15 protein-coding genes are annotated in these 15,168 nt (G+C 68.5%); 7 read left to right on the top strand and 8 right to left on the bottom strand.

The features are described 5' to 3' along the window. Positions 1-43 precede the first annotated feature (43 nt). Positions 44-1,393, top strand: a complete 1,350-nt coding sequence (locus E1288_RS26200; protein WP_132489512.1) for an MFS transporter — start codon at positions 44-46, stop codon at positions 1,391-1,393. A gap of 34 nt (positions 1,394-1,427) precedes the next feature. On the opposite strand, the gene E1288_RS26195 is transcribed toward E1288_RS26200, so the two are convergent. The 5 genes from E1288_RS26195 to E1288_RS26175 all read right to left on the bottom strand — a co-directional run bounded on the left by E1288_RS26195 (position 1,428) and on the right by E1288_RS26175 (position 7,421). After that, entirely contained in the window at positions 1,428-2,057 is a 630-nt protein-coding gene (locus tag E1288_RS26195; protein WP_132489510.1) for a TetR/AcrR family transcriptional regulator, read from the bottom strand. A gap of 51 nt (positions 2,058-2,108) precedes the next feature. After that, positions 2,109-2,648, bottom strand: a complete 540-nt coding sequence (locus tag E1288_RS26190) for a cupin domain-containing protein (RefSeq protein ID WP_132489508.1) — start codon at positions 2,646-2,648, stop codon at positions 2,109-2,111. A gap of 708 nt (positions 2,649-3,356) precedes the next feature. After that, positions 3,357-5,420 carry a PhoX family protein gene (locus E1288_RS26185; RefSeq protein WP_235883810.1) on the bottom strand — a complete coding sequence of 688 codons (2,064 nt, stop codon included), beginning with the start codon at positions 5,418-5,420 and terminating at the stop codon, positions 3,357-3,359. 167 nt (positions 5,421-5,587) lie between these two features. Continuing rightward, positions 5,588-6,418: a M55 family metallopeptidase gene (locus E1288_RS26180; RefSeq protein ID WP_132489504.1), complete on the bottom strand. Its 831-nt coding sequence runs from the start codon at positions 6,416-6,418 to the stop codon at positions 5,588-5,590. Positions 6,419-6,470: 52 nt separating this feature from the next. Then, a complete protein-coding gene (locus E1288_RS26175; RefSeq protein WP_132489502.1) occupies positions 6,471-7,421 on the bottom strand; it encodes a MerR family transcriptional regulator in 951 nt (316 codons plus the stop codon). A 125-nt stretch (positions 7,422-7,546) separates the two neighbouring features. Between E1288_RS26175 and E1288_RS26170 the strand changes: the two genes are divergently transcribed. After that, positions 7,547-8,014, top strand: coding sequence for a hypothetical protein (locus E1288_RS26170; protein ID WP_132489500.1), 468 nt, complete (start codon positions 7,547-7,549; stop codon positions 8,012-8,014). 335 nt (positions 8,015-8,349) lie between these two features. Further along, the gene (gene erm / locus E1288_RS26165) at positions 8,350-9,087 is read left to right on the top strand and encodes a 23S ribosomal RNA methyltransferase Erm (RefSeq protein WP_132489498.1); all 738 of its coding nucleotides are present in this window, start codon (positions 8,350-8,352) and stop codon (positions 9,085-9,087) included. A gap of 93 nt (positions 9,088-9,180) precedes the next feature. On the opposite strand, the gene E1288_RS26160 is transcribed toward erm, so the two are convergent. The 3 genes from E1288_RS26160 to E1288_RS26150 all read right to left on the bottom strand — a co-directional run bounded on the left by E1288_RS26160 (position 9,181) and on the right by E1288_RS26150 (position 10,740). Further along, positions 9,181-10,014 (bottom strand): NmrA/HSCARG family protein, encoded by an 834-nt coding sequence (locus E1288_RS26160; RefSeq protein WP_132489496.1) that lies wholly within the window; start codon positions 10,012-10,014, stop codon positions 9,181-9,183. 191 nt (positions 10,015-10,205) lie between these two features. Continuing rightward, positions 10,206-10,424, bottom strand: a complete 219-nt coding sequence (locus E1288_RS26155; protein ID WP_132489494.1) for a hypothetical protein — start codon at positions 10,422-10,424, stop codon at positions 10,206-10,208. Positions 10,425-10,506: 82 nt separating this feature from the next. After that, positions 10,507-10,740, bottom strand: a complete 234-nt coding sequence (locus E1288_RS26150; RefSeq protein WP_132482157.1) for a hypothetical protein — start codon at positions 10,738-10,740, stop codon at positions 10,507-10,509. 131 nt (positions 10,741-10,871) lie between these two features. Here E1288_RS26150 and E1288_RS26145 point away from each other — a divergent pair, with 131 nt between their 5' ends. The 4 genes from E1288_RS26145 (at position 10,872) to E1288_RS26130 (ending at position 15,115) form a co-directional block, all read left to right on the top strand. Then, positions 10,872-11,741 (top strand): helix-turn-helix domain-containing protein, encoded by an 870-nt coding sequence (locus E1288_RS26145; RefSeq protein WP_165968265.1) that lies wholly within the window; start codon positions 10,872-10,874, stop codon positions 11,739-11,741. Then, on the top strand, positions 11,738-11,956 hold the full coding sequence (locus E1288_RS26140; RefSeq protein ID WP_235883809.1) for a DUF397 domain-containing protein: 219 nt from the start codon (positions 11,738-11,740) through the stop codon (positions 11,954-11,956). Before E1288_RS26145 ends, E1288_RS26140 begins: the two co-directional genes overlap by 4 nt. 177 nt (positions 11,957-12,133) lie before the next feature. Then, the gene (locus tag E1288_RS26135; RefSeq protein WP_132489490.1) at positions 12,134-12,904 is read left to right on the top strand and encodes a DUF6802 family protein; all 771 of its coding nucleotides are present in this window, start codon (positions 12,134-12,136) and stop codon (positions 12,902-12,904) included. Between the two features lie 396 nt (positions 12,905-13,300). Next, positions 13,301-15,115 carry a phosphoenolpyruvate carboxykinase (GTP) gene (locus E1288_RS26130; RefSeq protein ID WP_132489488.1) on the top strand — a complete coding sequence of 605 codons (1,815 nt, stop codon included), beginning with the start codon at positions 13,301-13,303 and terminating at the stop codon, positions 15,113-15,115. Positions 15,116-15,168: the final 53 nt, after the last annotated feature.

Raw genomic sequence — 15,168 nt, 5'->3', positions numbered from 1 at the left:
CTCCCCCTTGACCCTTTGGGGGTACGAGGCTTAGGTCACCTGAGTGAGCAGTGTCGACGCCGCCCCTGCCGGTGCCCAGAACCGCATCCTCCGCAAGGTCGCGGTGCGGTTGATGCCCTTCCTGATCTTGCTCTACTTCGTGAACTACCTGGACCGGGTCAACATCGGCTTCGCCGGCCCGAACGGCATGAACGACGAGCTGGGGCTGACCGCGACGGCGTTCGGTTTCGCGTCGGGCATCTTCTTCATCGGCTACCTGGTGCTGGAGGTGCCGAGCAACCTCGCCCTGCACCGCTTCGGGGCGCGGAAGTGGCTCGCCCGCATCATGATCACCTGGGGCGTGGTCGCGACGGTGATGGCGTTCGTGCCGAGCCCCACCGCGCTGATCGTGCTGCGGTTCCTGCTCGGCGTGGCCGAGGCCGGGTTCTTCCCGGGCATCATCCTGTACCTGACCTACTGGTTCCCGGCGGTGCAGCGGGCGAAGGCGGTCGCGCTGTTCATGACCGCGGTCCCGGTGTCCAGCGCCATCGGCGCCACCGTGTCGAGCGCGCTGATCAGCACCGGGCACGGGGTCTTCGGCCTGTCCGGCTGGCGGTTCATGTTCCTCGTCGAGGGCATCCCGGCGATGCTGCTGGCGGTGGTGACCTGGTTCTACCTGACCGACCGGCCGTCCCAGGCGAAGTGGCTGTCGCCGCAGGAGCGGGCGTGGCTGACCGAGCAGCTGGAGGCCGAGCGCGCGCAGACCGAGACGGCGCACGGCTGGCCGCTGCGGAAGGCGCTGACCCATCCGCGGATCCTGGCGCTGGCGTTCGTGTACTTCGGCATCGCGTACGGGCTGTACGCGCTGGGCTTCTTCCTGCCCACCATCATCAAGGGCTTCGAGCAGCAGTACGGCACCGACCTGTCGACGATGGAAACGGGGTTGATCACGGCGGTGCCGTACGTGATCGGCGCGGTGGCCATGGTGCTCTGGGCCGCGCACGGCGACCGGACGCGGGAGCGCGTGTGGCACGTCGCGCTGCCGATGCTGCTCGGCGGCATCTCCATCCCGATCGCGCTGTACCTGGGCAATCCGTTCAGCGCGATGGTCGCCGTGACGATCTGCGCCGTCGGTGTCTGCGCGGCGCTGCCCACCTTCTGGGCGTTGCCGAGCAACTTCCTTGCGGGCGCGGCAGCCGCGGGCGGTATCGCGCTGATCAACTCGCTGGGCAACATCAGCGGGTTCGCGGCGCCCTACATCACGGGAGCGCTCAAGGACGCGACCGGCTCGCAGAAGATCGGCCTGTGGGTGGTGGGCATCGTGATGGTCGCGGCGGCGATCACGGTGGTCGCCCTCCGCGCGGCGCCACGCGGGGAGCAGCGGGAATCGACCGGCAGCCGATCCGAAAGCTGACGCGCGGCATCCAAAGTGGACGCCACAGCGCGCTTCAGGAGCGAGCAGCGGCGTACAGCCGCAAGAACGCCCGCACACCGCTCACGATGAGCTCGTCGGCCTCGGCCTGCGGAATCGGCATCGAGCCGTAGAACGTCCGCTGGAGCACGGCGGTGATGGTGAGCAGGTTGAGGTGCATGGCTGCCCGCTCAGCGTCGTCGAACTCGAGCAGGCCGTTGTCGGCGATCTTCCGGAGGTACGGCGCGAGCCGCTCGTGCGCCGACTGCGGGCCCGCGGCCAGCCACTTCTCCAGCACCGCCGGGGGGATCCGGGTCACCTCCGCTTCCAGCGTCCGGACGAGCGCGAAGTGGTCCGGGAACTCCGCCACCGCCGCGACCCGGTCCCGGCAGAAAGCGACGAGGTCTTCCTCGAGGTCGACGATCTTGCGCAGGTGCAGCTCCATCAGCCGCGCGATGGCGTCGGTGACCTCGTGCGCCCCGTCCAGCGCGACCGACAGGAAGAGCTGTTCCTTGTCGGCGAAGTGGTTGTAGATGGTGCGCTTGGACACCTGCGCTTCTGCGGCGATCGCGTCCACGCTGGCCCGCGTGTAGCCCTCGCGGCCGAACACCTTGCGCGCCGCCTGCTCGATGGCGCGGCGCTTCTCCGGTCGGCCGGTCGGTGACACCGGAGCCCCCTTCCAGCAAGCTGCACTACTCCGTGCAGTCTACGTCGGGCCCTACCGGGAGTTGCCGCTCTTGGGGCCGGAGCGCAGGTCGGTGAAGTAGCTGTCGTGCTCCACGAAGAACCGCTCTCTCTCGGCGTCGCTCAAGGCCGCGATGTGCCCGACGCCTTCGAAGTACTCCTCGCGCGGGGCACCCGGCGCGAACAGCATCAGGAACGACACCGGCTCGTCGGACTCGTTGTAGAAGGAGTGCAGTCCGCCCGGGGGCACGTAGAGGAAGTCGCCCTTGGTCGCTTCGCGCCACTTCGCCCCGTCGTAGACCTGCAGCGATCCGTCGGTGACGAAGAACGATTCGGACATCGCCTTGTGGAAGTGGGTGCCGGTTCCGGCGCCGGGAGCCAGGTCGACCACGTGGTAGAGCCCGAATTCGCCGTCGGTGGCGATGTCGTGGGTCCGGCCGGTCGGTTTCCCGGTGGCCAGGTAGTAGGTCCTGGTGCCGGACGGGTTGACCAGCTCCGGGTCGGCGTCCGCCGGGCGGAAGGAAGCGCTGATCTCGCCGGCGTCGCCCCGGTACCGGTCTGGTGGGTAGGACATGGTGATCCTCCTCTGGGTCTCACCACGAAATTACACTCACCAGTGCACTAGCTCAACTACTCCGTACAGTTTACCGCCTGCGGCGATGCGGTGGGCCCACCCGCCAGTCGGATCCGGCTCACCGATGCGGTGAAAACCCCGCGGCAGCAAGCCATCCGCCGTCTCGGGCCGACCGCGCAGCACTGCTTTGCACGCCCCGAGCGCGTTCATCGCCGCGCTCTCCGGTAGCGACCAGTCGGTGCCGGATAGCCTGCGGAACGTCGGCGTCGAAGGCGTGCGACGCGGCCCATAACTGCAGGTCGAGCCGCCAGAACAACGGCACACCGCGAAACCGCGCGAAGACCAACCGGTGCAACGCGGATCGCTGGAACTCCGGAGCCGACCGCACGGACGCGACCTCGGCGACCGCACCGAGCGCCGCGCCCAGCCGATCGGCTGCACTCGACACCGCACCGCCCGGCACCACCCAGGCGAGGTCGATATCGCTCGGTACCGGCCCCCAGCGACCCGATCAACGGCACCCGCGAGCCCGGCATCGCATCGACGAGCGCGGCTGATTGCCGTGGCGAAAGCGCGCTGGCCCGAAAACACCGCCACAGCACGAGGTTAGCCGTGCTGGTGGTCCTGCGACCGGCAACCCGCGCGCCTGCCCAGGAACGCAACGAGGGCCTCCGGACCTGCCGGAGACCCCCGCGCTCGCAAGGTGGATCAGCGTCGGCCGATCTCACCGCCGTCCTTGCGCCAGACCGCCACGACCGACGGACGCGGCTGCGAGTCGCCGCCGTCCGGCCAGTGCGAGGCCGGCTTGTCCGCGCTCGCCCCGTCGAGCTCGCCCGGGTGCTGCACGGACACGGTCACCACGGTGTCCCGGACCACCGGGCCGCAGGTCTCCGCGCCGTGCGGCACCGTCAGGAACTGCTTGACCCGACCGCGCTCCGGGCCGTCGACCGGCACCGCGAACAGGCCGTCGTTGCTCTTCAGCGCGTTGCCGTCGGTGGAGATCCACAGGTTGCCGTGCCGGTCGAACGCCACGTTGTCCGGGCACGAGATCGGGCTGACCTGCGACTTGTCGAACCCGCCGAAGTAGGTGCCCGCGTCGTTCGGGTCGCCGCACACCAGCAGCAGGTCCCAGCGGAACTTGGTGCCCGTCGCGTCGTCGTCGACCTCCAGCACGTGGCCGTGCTTGTTGCCGACCCGCGGGTTGGCCTCGTCCGGCGCCGCGTTGCCGGTCGAGCCGCGGTTGGAGTTGTTGGTCAGCGCGCAGTAGATGCGGCCGTTGACCGGGTTCGGCTGGATGTCCTCCGGCCGGTCCATCTTCGTCGCGCCGACCTTGTCGGCGGCGAGCCGGGTGAAGATGTAGACCTCTTCGGCGGTGAAGCCGGGCACGAACGACTTCTTGCCGCTGGCCAGCGGAATCCACTCGCCGGTGCCGTCGAAGGCGCCGTCCGACGGCAGCTTGCCGGTGCCGTCGATCTCGCTCGCCGGGCTGTTGCCGGTGAACCGCGCGACGTACAGGGTGCCGTCGTCGAGCAGCGTCATGTTGTGCCGGCGGGCGTGGGCGCTGTTGCCCCGCTTCACCTTGCCGTTCGACACGAACTTGTAGATGTAGTCGAAGCGCTCGTCGTCGCCGGAGTAGGCGACCACCCGGCCGTCGTCGGCGATCTTGACCGCCGCGCCCTCGTGCTTGAACCGGCCGAGCGCGGTGTGCTTGACCGGCGTGGAGTTCGGGTCGTGCGGGTCGATCTCGACGATCCAGCCGAAGCGGTTGGCCTCGTTGGGCTCCTGCGCGAGGTCCCAGCGCTTGTCGAACTTCTCCCACTTGCGGGTGCTCGCGGCGCCCTTGATGCCGTAGCGGGCGTAGCGCGCCTTGGTCGCCGGGTCGGTGACCGAGTCGGCGTTGGCGAAGTACTGGTTGAAGTTCTCCTCGCCGGAGAGGATCGTGCCCCACGGCGTCAGGCTGCCCGCGCAGTTGTTCTGCGTGCCGAAGACCTTGGTGCCGGTCGGGTCGACCGACGTCTTGAGGTAGTCGCTGCCCGCGGCCGGGCCGCGCAGCTCGAAGGGCGTGTTCAGGGTGATGCGCCGGTTGTACCGGCTCGGCTTCGGCTTGAGGCCGCCGCGCCGCTCCCGCTCCACGTACACCACCGAAAGGCCGTGCGCGGCCCAGGCGATGCGCACCTGCTCCTCGGTCGGGTTGTTCTCGTCGTAGCCGACGAACATGTGCGTTTCGGTGGTGTACTCGTGGTTGACCACCAGCAGGTTCCGCGTGCCGCTGCCGTCCAGCGGGACCAGTTCGGCGAAGTCGTTGTTGTAGCCGAACTGCTTTTCCTGCGCCGCAGCGGTCTGCTTGTTGAAGTCGAACTCGGGCGCGCCCGCCACCACCGGGTCGCCCCAGCGGATCACGATGCCCTGGTCGTAGCCCTCGGCGATGACCACGAGGTCTTCGGTGTTCGGGGCGACCGGGGTGAAGTCGGTGCCCGGGACGTTCCCGCGGCCGGGACGGACCGGCGGCGCCGGGGCCGCGGTCGCGGTTCCGGTGAGCGCCGCTGCGCCGCCGACGGCCAGCGCGATCACGCCGCTTGCCTTCAGCGCGGACCGGCGGCTGAGCACGCTCTCGACGATGTCGCCGAAGTAGGCGTTGGCCGAGGTGTTCGGGGCCTCGTGCGCGCACGCGTTGCCGCAGCGGTACTTGCAGGTGACCGAGGCGCGGTTCGCGGAGTGGTGGGAAAGCAGGGGGAGCGGGATTACCCGCCCGCTGTCCGGTCGGGAAGGCAAGCGGACCTCCAGGTGCTCGTCGGGGAACATCTGGAAGTTAGGTCGATCAGGCGATGGTTCCTGGACGCGAAGGTGAACGGGGCCTGAACAAGCGACGCAGAGTTATCAAAACGGCGCCGGGGCAACCGAAAAGGCCCAACGCACCGTATCCGGACGGACACGGATCATCAGCAGTAGGGCCGCTGGTCGGTGAGCGAAGCGGCCACGTTCAGCCACACCCGGAACTGCCGGTAGACCTCCGGAACGGGGCCGCTGATCGCGACGGTGCGGTCGTCGCGGCCGGTGACGCCGGGGAGGTTCAGCAGCGAGTCGGCCACCGAAGCCGACTGCCAGCGCACCGCGAGCGTCGTGGTTTCCGGCGCGGGCCGCGGAGCCGGGAGTTCGCCGGTCAGGGCGGCGGCGGTCGCGTCTTCGATGGCATCGCGCGCTTCGGCGAGCGGCAGCAGTTCGGCGGCGAAGCGGCCGCGCGCGTACTTCACCACCGCGGTCCGCACGCAGGAATCCCATTCGGCCATCTCCGCGCACGCGGTGTCGTCGCCGGAGAGCAGCACCACCGGGACACCGAGCGCGGCGGCGGTGGCGTGGGTGAGGCCGATCTCGCCGGTGGGGCGGTCGTCGAGCCACATGTCCTCGATCTCGTGGCCCATGAAGCTGTGGCTCAGCACGCCCGACGTGCCCGCTCGCGAGTGGTAGCCGATGCAGAGCGCGGCGTCGAAGGTGTCGTCGAGCCCTTCGAGCATGCCCATGCGCTTGGGCTTGCCACGGATCAGCCGGGCCGACGGGTGCAGCATGTCGGAGCGCAGGTTCCGCATCGGTCCGTGCGCGTCGTTGACGGTGATCTCGGTTGCCCCCGCGGCGATCGCGCCCCGGACCGCCGCGTTGACGTCCTCGGCCATCATCTGCCGACCGTGCTCGTAGTCGCGCCCGGCGGGCTGGACGTCTTGGGCGTCGACGAGGCCGCTGACGCCTTCCATGTCGACGCTCAGGTAGATCCGCATCCGCCACCTCCGAAGATCACCGATCACCGCATGGTTTCACGCGACCGGGTGCTCAGCGAAGAGGATTGGCCCGCAGCCAGGTCAGGACCTGCTCGGCGTGCTCGTTGGGCGGGAAGATCGGGTAGTGGACGTGTTCGATCACGCCGTCGCGGATGATCAGCGTCAGCCGCTTGTAGAGCGTCATCCCGCCGGCCTCGAAGGTGGGCAGGCCGAGCGCGTCGGCCAGGCTCAGCGCGGGGTCGGAGAGCATCTGGAACGGCAGGTGGAGCCGCTCGACGACCTCGTGCTGGTAGTCGGTGGACTGGCTGGACAGGCCGAACACGCGGGTCGCGCCGGCGTCGTGCAGGTCCTCGTGGTGGTCGCGGAAGCTGCACGCCTCGGGGGTGCAGCCACGCGCGCCGGGGATCGAGTCCCAGCCTGCCGGGAGGTCGGTGCCGGGACGACCGGTGAGCGGGTAGATGTAGAGCACCGCGCGGCCCGGACCGAGCGCGTCGACGCGGACCGTCTCGCCTGCTGTGCTCGGGAGTTCCAGGTGCGGCATCCGCATCCCGGGCAGGTGGTCCGCCGCGCCGTCGTCCTCGGGCACGGGCAGGTCGGCGGGCAGGTTCAGGTAGTCGTTCATCGGGTCCTCTCCACTGGTCGCGCAACTGTTGCGATGGGCGGCTTCTTGCAGGTGCGCGATCAGCACCGCGCGACGGGAGGTGAGCGCTTCGATCCGCTCGGTGAGCTCGTCGATCGCCTCCCGGTACCCGGCGAGCGAGGCCGGGCAGTCGTCCGCGTGCTGCCGCCCGGCCACGAGGCAGTCGAGGAAGGGCCGGGTGCGCTCGACGGGGATGCCCAGGTTGCTGAGGGCCTTGACCTCCCGAACCAGTCGTACGTCGGCCTCGTCGTAATCCCGGTAGCCGTTGGGCAGCCGTCCGGGTGCGATCAACCCCAACGATTCGTAGTAGCGCACCGCTTTGGTCGTCACGCCTGCCCGCCGGGCCAGTTCGCTGATCCGCATTCCTGTCACCTCGACGAACGCTAAACCCAGCCCCCGGGGGCAAGGTCAAGTCGAGTTGCGGTATTCCCCTCAGACCATGCCTCCGGGGGCTGCCGATTGAATGGTGCGGAGAAAGGGAGTGCGGCATGAGCGAAGACGTCCTCTCGGTCATCCCGGCCGATCCGCGCTGGCAGCCGGACCGGGCTGCGGCCGACCGTGCCGCCGCGGTCGCGGCGCGCCTGGCTCCGGGGACTGCCGGTGGCGCTTCGGTCGAGATCCGCGTGACCTGGCACGACGAGATGACGGCCATCGACTGCGGCGACAACCTGGAGCGGATCGGCTGCCCGCGCTGCGGCGCGTCGATCGACCTCGCGTGGTGGTCGGGCTTGCTGGAAGTCCTTCGCGGGGCGGGTTTCGAGACGCTCGCGGTGCAGGTGCCGTGCTGCCGTGCCGAAGCGTCGTTGGACGAGTTGGACTTCGACTGGCCGTGCGGCTTCGCCCGCTTCGAGATCGCCATCTGGAATCCGGAGCGCATCTGGTTCGACGAGGCGGAGCTCGCCGCCCTCGCCGCAGCGCTCGGACATCCGGTGCGTCAGATCCGCGCCCACCTCTGACGGGCGGGGTGCCTTGGGCGCCTGGACGAGGTGAACGGCCCGTTCGCCTCGCCGGATGCTCTCGCTACGCGCCGCGTAGTGGCTCGACTCAGGGAAAAAATCGGTTTCACCGGCCTGGCGTGCATTGCTACGTTCCCACGCATGGCTTGTTTTGCTATCGCCGTTTTCATGCGGCTGCGTTCCGCCTAGGCGGCGCCGGGTCTTCTGAATTCGCGCCGCCGTCCGCGTCCGGGCTCTCGTTTCCCGACGCGCGGTTCGTCGTGCGGTGATTCCACGCTGACCTGCGCTCGCGAGGGCCCGGTTCCGACCGGTCCACGAACGCAGGAGCAGCCAACATGCCTTCCCGCCGGAATTCGGCGCGCGATCGTGCGCGCCGCGAACTCGGCCAGAACTTCTTGATCGACCGCGACGTCGCCCGCCGCATGGCCGATCTGCTCGATCCGTCGCCGGTTCCCGTGGTGGAGCTCGGCGCGGGACGTGGGGCCATCACCCGCGAATTGGCCCGCACCGGACGACCGATCACGGCCGTGGAGCTCGACCCGCACTGGGCCGACGAGCTCCGCGGCAAGTGGCCTCGGGTGCGCGTGATCAGGGGCGACATGCTCGAATTCCGCTTCCCCGACGCGCCGCACGCGGTGGTCGGCAACCTCCCGTTCGGCATCACGACCGCGGTGACGCGACGACTGCTGGACACCCGGTGCTGGTCGGAGGCGGTGCTGCTGGTGCAGTGGGACGTCGCCCGGAAGCGCGCCGCGGGCGGCAACCAGCTGACCGCGCAATGGTCGCCCTGGTACGAATTCCGGCTCTGCGGCAGGGTTTCCGCGCGTTCGTTCCGGCCGGTGCCGGCGGTCGACGGCGGCGTGCTGAGGATCCTGCGCCGCGCGGGTCCGCTGGTGCCCTTCGGTGAACTCGGGCGCTACCAGCGGTTCGTGGAGGCGGTTTTCACCGGCCGCGGGCGGGGCCTGGGCGAGATCGTCCGCAACGTCACGGGATGCCGGGTCCGCGACCTGCCCGCGCTGCCCCGGGATCTCACGGCCGAAGGCTGGGCCCGCCTCTACACCGAAACCACCTGACCGCAGCCCGGTTTGGAGTGAACGGACCGTTCGCCCCGATAAACGAGGCGAACAGGCCGTTCACTTCAACGCTCGTCTCTCGGGCGCGTTGGGTCAGGACTGGCGCTGCAGGAACTCTTCGAGGGTTTGCAGCGACGGGTGCTGTTGGCGCAGGGACGGGATGTCGGCCTGGTAGCCGCTCTCCTCGAACCACTCGAACATCCGGTTCCGGCCTTCGAACGGGGCGGGTTCGTAGCGGGTCGGGGTGCCCGTGACGCGCTGGATCGCCTCCGCGACCTGCCGCAGGGTCCGCTCGTCGCCCGCGATCTCGATCTGTTCGCCGAGGTAGCGCTGCGGGTCGTCCAGCACATTGGCCGCGAAGAAGCCGATGTCGTCGGGAGCGATCATCTGCACCGGCATCGCCGGATCCAGCGGCATCGACAGGACCTGCTCGCCACCATCGCCGGTGCTGGTGATGCCGACGAGGTTGGTCATGAAGAACACCGGGCGCAGCACGGTGGCGGGCACGCCGATGCGCCGGATGTGCTCCTCGATGGCGAACTTGCTCTCGAAGTGCCCGATGCCCGAGTCGCGTTCGGCGCCGCCGACCGAGCTGTAGACCAGGTGCGAGACGCCCGACTCCAGCGCGACGTCGGCGACCGTCGAGCCCTGGCGGACTTCGGCTGCCAAGCCGGCCTCGTCCAACGCCAGCGCCTGGACGCTGAACACCGCGTCCACCCCGGCCATCGCCGCGCGCAGCGAATCGGCGTCCTCCAGGTCGCCCCGGACCAGCTCCGCGCCGGAGCCCTGGAGCTCCCGCGCTGCGGGCTTTTCCGGATCGCGCACCAGTGCGCGCACCCTCCAGCCGCGTACCAGCAGGTGGCGGGCGGTCGCGCCGCCCTGGTTTCCGGTGGCACCGGTAACGAGAGCGGTCCGGCCGTCGGTCATGAGAACTCCTATGTCGTGGCCCCCGAGATCACCCCAACTCTCGAACTTCGACTTCACTCGAGCTCAATTCAGTGTGACGCAGCGCACAACATGCGATCGACGGGAGTGGCCGGGCGCCGGGTCGGGGCGAAAGCGCCCGGCCACCATGCGGCCCGGCGAGGGGAGGGGGTTCGCCGGACCTGGTCTCGGGGTCAGATGCGCAGGCGCGCGAGGGTTTCGGCGTTGAGGCAGTGCCGCCCGGTGGACTCCGCTTCCCGTTGTCGCTCGGCCTCGACCTCTTCGATCAGCTGCCACACGTTCAACGCGCCGTCGCCTGCGCCGGCGTGCTGCGCGCGCGGAGCGCGGACCAGCAACATGCTCGCGATCAGCACGTTCACCAGAACCAGAGTGCTCACCTGAAGCCAGAACATGGTTACTCCCTACCGTTGAAGTTGACGTTTCCGCTGCTCAGGTCTCGTGCGCACTTTGGATCGCCATAGCGCTCCAAAACACTCACGAACCCGGGGCCCACCGGCCGCTGACGCGCCGCCAGCAGTCCATGCAGGTGTCCTCGTTGATCCACTCCAGCTCCCGAGGCAGCCGCTGCACCTGCCACGCTTCGACCTCCACGCCGCAGAAGGAGGTCACCGCCGCATACGGCTCCGCCCGCTTCGCGGCCACGCCGAACGCATGCCGCCCAACCCCCACCGGCCGCCAAAACCAGTCCACACCAGCACTTTCGAACATCCCCGCCTCCCAGTTTGATGCAATCCCACTTTACTGTGATTGAAGTGGATGTTGTGATGCAAGCCAATCGCCATGGCGCCACGCGAAAGGGTGTAAGCAGCAAAATCAAGGGCAGGTGCGATGCTCTAGACATGCCAACACCGACCGTGCGGCGACTGCTGGTAGGTCATCTGCTGCGCCATGTTCGGGAGGAAACCGGACTGGATCTCGATGACGCGGGCAAACTCATCGGGAAGACCAACAGCACGATGAGCCGCGTTGAGCGCGGCCACACCGCGCTTCCTCAGCATGTCCTGCAAAAGCTCCTGGCTGCCTACGAAGAGAGCGCTCCAGGTGTGATCGACCGCGACGAGATATTGGACCTCGCGCGCGGCAGCCAAGATCGCGGTCGATGGTCGGGCTACCGCTCGGTGTACTCCAAGTACTTCAGGATGGCGGTCGACCTCGAAGCCGACGCATCCGCGATTTTCCAGTACCAGAACGAGATCGTCCCAGGTCTGCTCCAGAGCGAGGAGTACATCAGGGCGCTGTTCACGACCGCCCAGCTCCAGCTGAGTGATCAATCCACCGAGGACGCGCTGGAAGCACGACTAGAACGTCAAGCCGTGCTGACGAAACGCAATGCCCCGCATGTGAGCTTCGTGCTCTCCGAATCATCGATTCGACGAGTGATCGGGAGCCGAGAGCTGATGGCGAACCAGCTGCGCCACTTGGCCAGCATCGCGCGGCTACGCAACGTGCAAGTCCAGATCTTGCCCTTCGATGCAGCCACCGCCCCGCGTGCGACACACGATTTCAACCTGTTCCGCGTTCCGTCGCCGGGCAACGCCGGCCCCTTGGAGTTCGTCTACGTCGAGGACTTCACGGACGGCCGCTACCTGGACAGACATGACGATGTGCACGCATACACTCTGCTGTGGCAACAGCTTGTCGCGGCTGCGCTTGATCCGGTGGAATCTGAAAAGTTCATCGCGCGAGCCGCAGACGAGTTCGCTCGATGATCAGCGAAGAGGGCACGATGCGCAGCACAGAACCGATCAACTGGCGCAAGTCCAGTCGCAGCCCCAACAACAACAATTGCGTCGAAGTTGCCCGTCTTGGCAACGAGGCCGGAGTACGCGACAGCAAGGACCCGGACGGTGGGCACTTAGCCGTGCCGGTGCCGAGCTGGCACCGGTTCATCGGCGCCGTCAAGGGCGGCACCTTCGACCGATAGCGGGGTGGCGAGGGACACCGTTGACCGACTATGGAGCCCGCCCCGCTGCGCTGCGGGTCGGCCACCGAGCGTTGCGATCGGCGCCCGGAGATGACCAGGTCCTTCATCTACGGAACCCACGCCCTCTACCCTGCGTCCTAGGCGTTGCAGTTGATCGGCGGCTGAGAGGTTGCGGACGTGTACATCGAGGAGACCGGCGCGGGAGACGGTGACATCAAGGTCACCGTCGAGGGCGAGGAGTACACCGCCGAGGCCAACTACGACCTCGACGGCGATGGCGTCGACGAGACAGTCGCCGTGATGACCGACGACGGCTACGTCGCGTACATCGACGAGAACGGCGACGGCCAGGCCGACGTCATGCAGTCGATCAACAGCGATGGCGTGGTCGTCGAGCAGGCCCGCTTCGACGCGGAGACCGGCGGGTGGGCCGGCGAGGCGCCCCAGCAGCACCCGGGCGGCGCCGACCCGGAGGACCAGCAGCACGGCCGGGCGATGGTCATCGACACGCCACAGGGCGACATGCAGGTCGGCCCGGCCACCGAGGACACCAACCAGGACGGCATCGCCGACACCGCGGTCGTGGAGACCGAGGCCGGCGGCACCATGCTGGTCACCGACGTCGACGGCGACGGGTCCGCCGACCAGGTCGTGGAGATCAGCCAGACCGGCGACGTGACGATCTCGCACCACACCGGCGACGGCCAGTGGACCGTGGTCGAGCAGGGCAAGATGACCGACGACGGCCACTACGCCCCGAACCAGGCGACCGGGGCGACCGACGACGCGGCCTGGACCTTCGACGACGCGGCTCAGCCGCACGCCGCCAACGTCGACACGCACAGCGGCGGAGCCGGCGGTGGCGCGGGCGGTGGCGCCGGCGGCACGGGCGGCGGACAGCGCGGCGGAGCGGGCGGCAAGGCCGACTCCGACGAGGTCTGGGGCTGACCTCTCGACGCGATTCCCACCCCGCCCGATGCTCATCGGGCGGGGTTTTTCACGTCCGCGGCGGGGAGCAACCGCCATTCGGTCGATGCCTGCGCGTAACCCGGTGTTCGCGAACGCGTCCGGTTCGCCGGAAATTCTGGATCCAAGCGATCCCGGCACGGCGAGATTTTCGTCCAGACCACTACTCAGGTCGCTTCTGAATCGATTCCCTTATCGTTCTTGTGAGAGAACGAACATGGCTGATCTCCATTGCGCGCCCGATCCGCCGTTAGCCTCGGTGCATCCCTTTTTCACTTCGCCCGGTCTTCGGGGCGGGCGAAGCTTTCCCTGTAAAGGCCGACGGGAGACCCCGTCGGCGAATCCGGGCTGTGGCGCCCAGTCAGGAGACGCGGAGCGATGACCGCATTGACCATCCCAGGGCTCGATCAGGCACCGACCACGCACGAGCGCCTGCTGTCGTGGGTGCGCGAGGTCGCCGAGCTGACCACGCCCGACCAGGTGGTGTGGTGCGACGGTTCGCAGCAGGAATGGCAGCGGATGACCGATCGCCTCGTCGAGGCGGGCACCTTCACCCGCCTGGCGAACAAGCCGAACTCGTTCTACGCGGCTTCGGACCCCTCGGACGTGGCGCGCGTCGAAGAGCGCACCTACATCTGCTCGGTCGAGGAGAAGGACGCCGGGGTCACCAACAACTGGATGGACCCCAACCAGATGAAGGCGACCATGACGGAGCTCTACCGGGGCTGCATGCGTGGTCGCACCATGTACGTGATCCCGTTCTGCATGGGCCCGCTGGACGCCGAGCCGCCGAAGCTGGGCGTGGAGATCACCGACTCCGAGTACGTCGTAGTGTCGATGCAGATCATGACCCGGATGGGCGCGAAGGCCCTGGAGCGGCTGGGCGAGGACGGCGACTTCGTACCCGCGCTGCACTCCGTGGGCGCGCCGCTGGAGCCGGGGCAGCAGGACGTGCCGTGGCCGTGCAACGACACCAAGTACATCACCCACTTCCCCGAAGAGCGGATGATCTGGAGCTTCGGCTCCGGCTACGGCGGAAACGCGCTGCTGGGCAAGAAGTGCTACTCGCTGCGCATCGCCTCGGCGATGGCCCGCGACGAGGGCTGGCTGGCCGAGCACATGCTGATCCTGAAGCTGATCTCGCCGGAGGACAAGGTCTACTACGTCGCGGCCGCGTTCCCGTCGGCCTGCGGCAAGACCAACCTCGCGATGCTGCGGCCCACCATCCCGGGCTGGAAGGTCGAGACCCTCGGTGACGACATCGCGTGGATGCGCTTCGGCGAGGACGGTCGCCTGTACGCGGTGAACCCGGAGGCCGGTTTCTTCGGCGTCGCGCCGGGCACCAACTGGAACACCAACCCGCACGCGATGGAGACCATCGAGAAGGGCAACTCGCTGTTCACCAACGTGGCCCTCACCGACGACGGCGACGTCTGGTGGGAGGACATGGAGGGCGACCCGCAGCACCTCACCGACTGGAAGGGCCGCGACTGGACCCCGGACAACGGGGAGAACGCCGCGCACCCGAACTCGCGGTACTGCACGCCGATGTCGCAGTGCCCGATCCTGGCGCCGGAGTGGGACGACCCGAACGGCGTGCCGATCTCGGCGATCCTCTTCGGCGGCCGCCGCAAGACCACGGTCCCGCTGGTGAACGAGGCGTTCGACTGGCAGCACGGCGTGTTCATGGGCGCCACCCTGTCCTCGGAGAAGACCGCCGCGGCGGCCGGCAAGGTCGGCGACGTGCGGCGCGACCCGATGGCGATGCTGCCGTTCATCGGCTACAACGTCGGCGACTACTTCCAGCACTGGGTGAACGTCGGCAAGTCCGCCGACGCCACCAAGCTGCCGCGGATCTTCTACGTGAACTGGTTCCGCCGCGGTGACGACAAGCGCTTCCTGTGGCCCGGGTTCGGCGAGAACTCGCGCGTGCTCAAGTGGATCGTGGACCGGCTGGAGGGCAACGCCGCCGCCGCCGACACCGCGATCGGCCGGGTGCCGTCGGCCGAGGAGCTCGACCTGACCGGGCTGGACACGCCGAAGGCCGACGTCGACGAGGCGCTGAAGGTCGACGTCGAGGAGTGGAAGGCGGAGCTGCCGCTCATCGAGGAGTGGTTCGACACCGTCGGCGACTCGCTGCCGAGCTCGATGCGCGACGAGCTGGAGGCCCTGAAACAGCGTCTCGGTCACTGACCGAGCGACCCCCGGACGGGTGGATTCGCGAAGCGACGTGGGAAGCTTCGCGT

Source organism: Saccharopolyspora elongata (assembly GCF_004348985.1).
Lineage (GTDB): Bacteria > Actinomycetota > Actinomycetes > Mycobacteriales > Pseudonocardiaceae > Saccharopolyspora > Saccharopolyspora elongata.
This window is presented reverse-complemented; position numbering and strand designations above follow the sequence as displayed.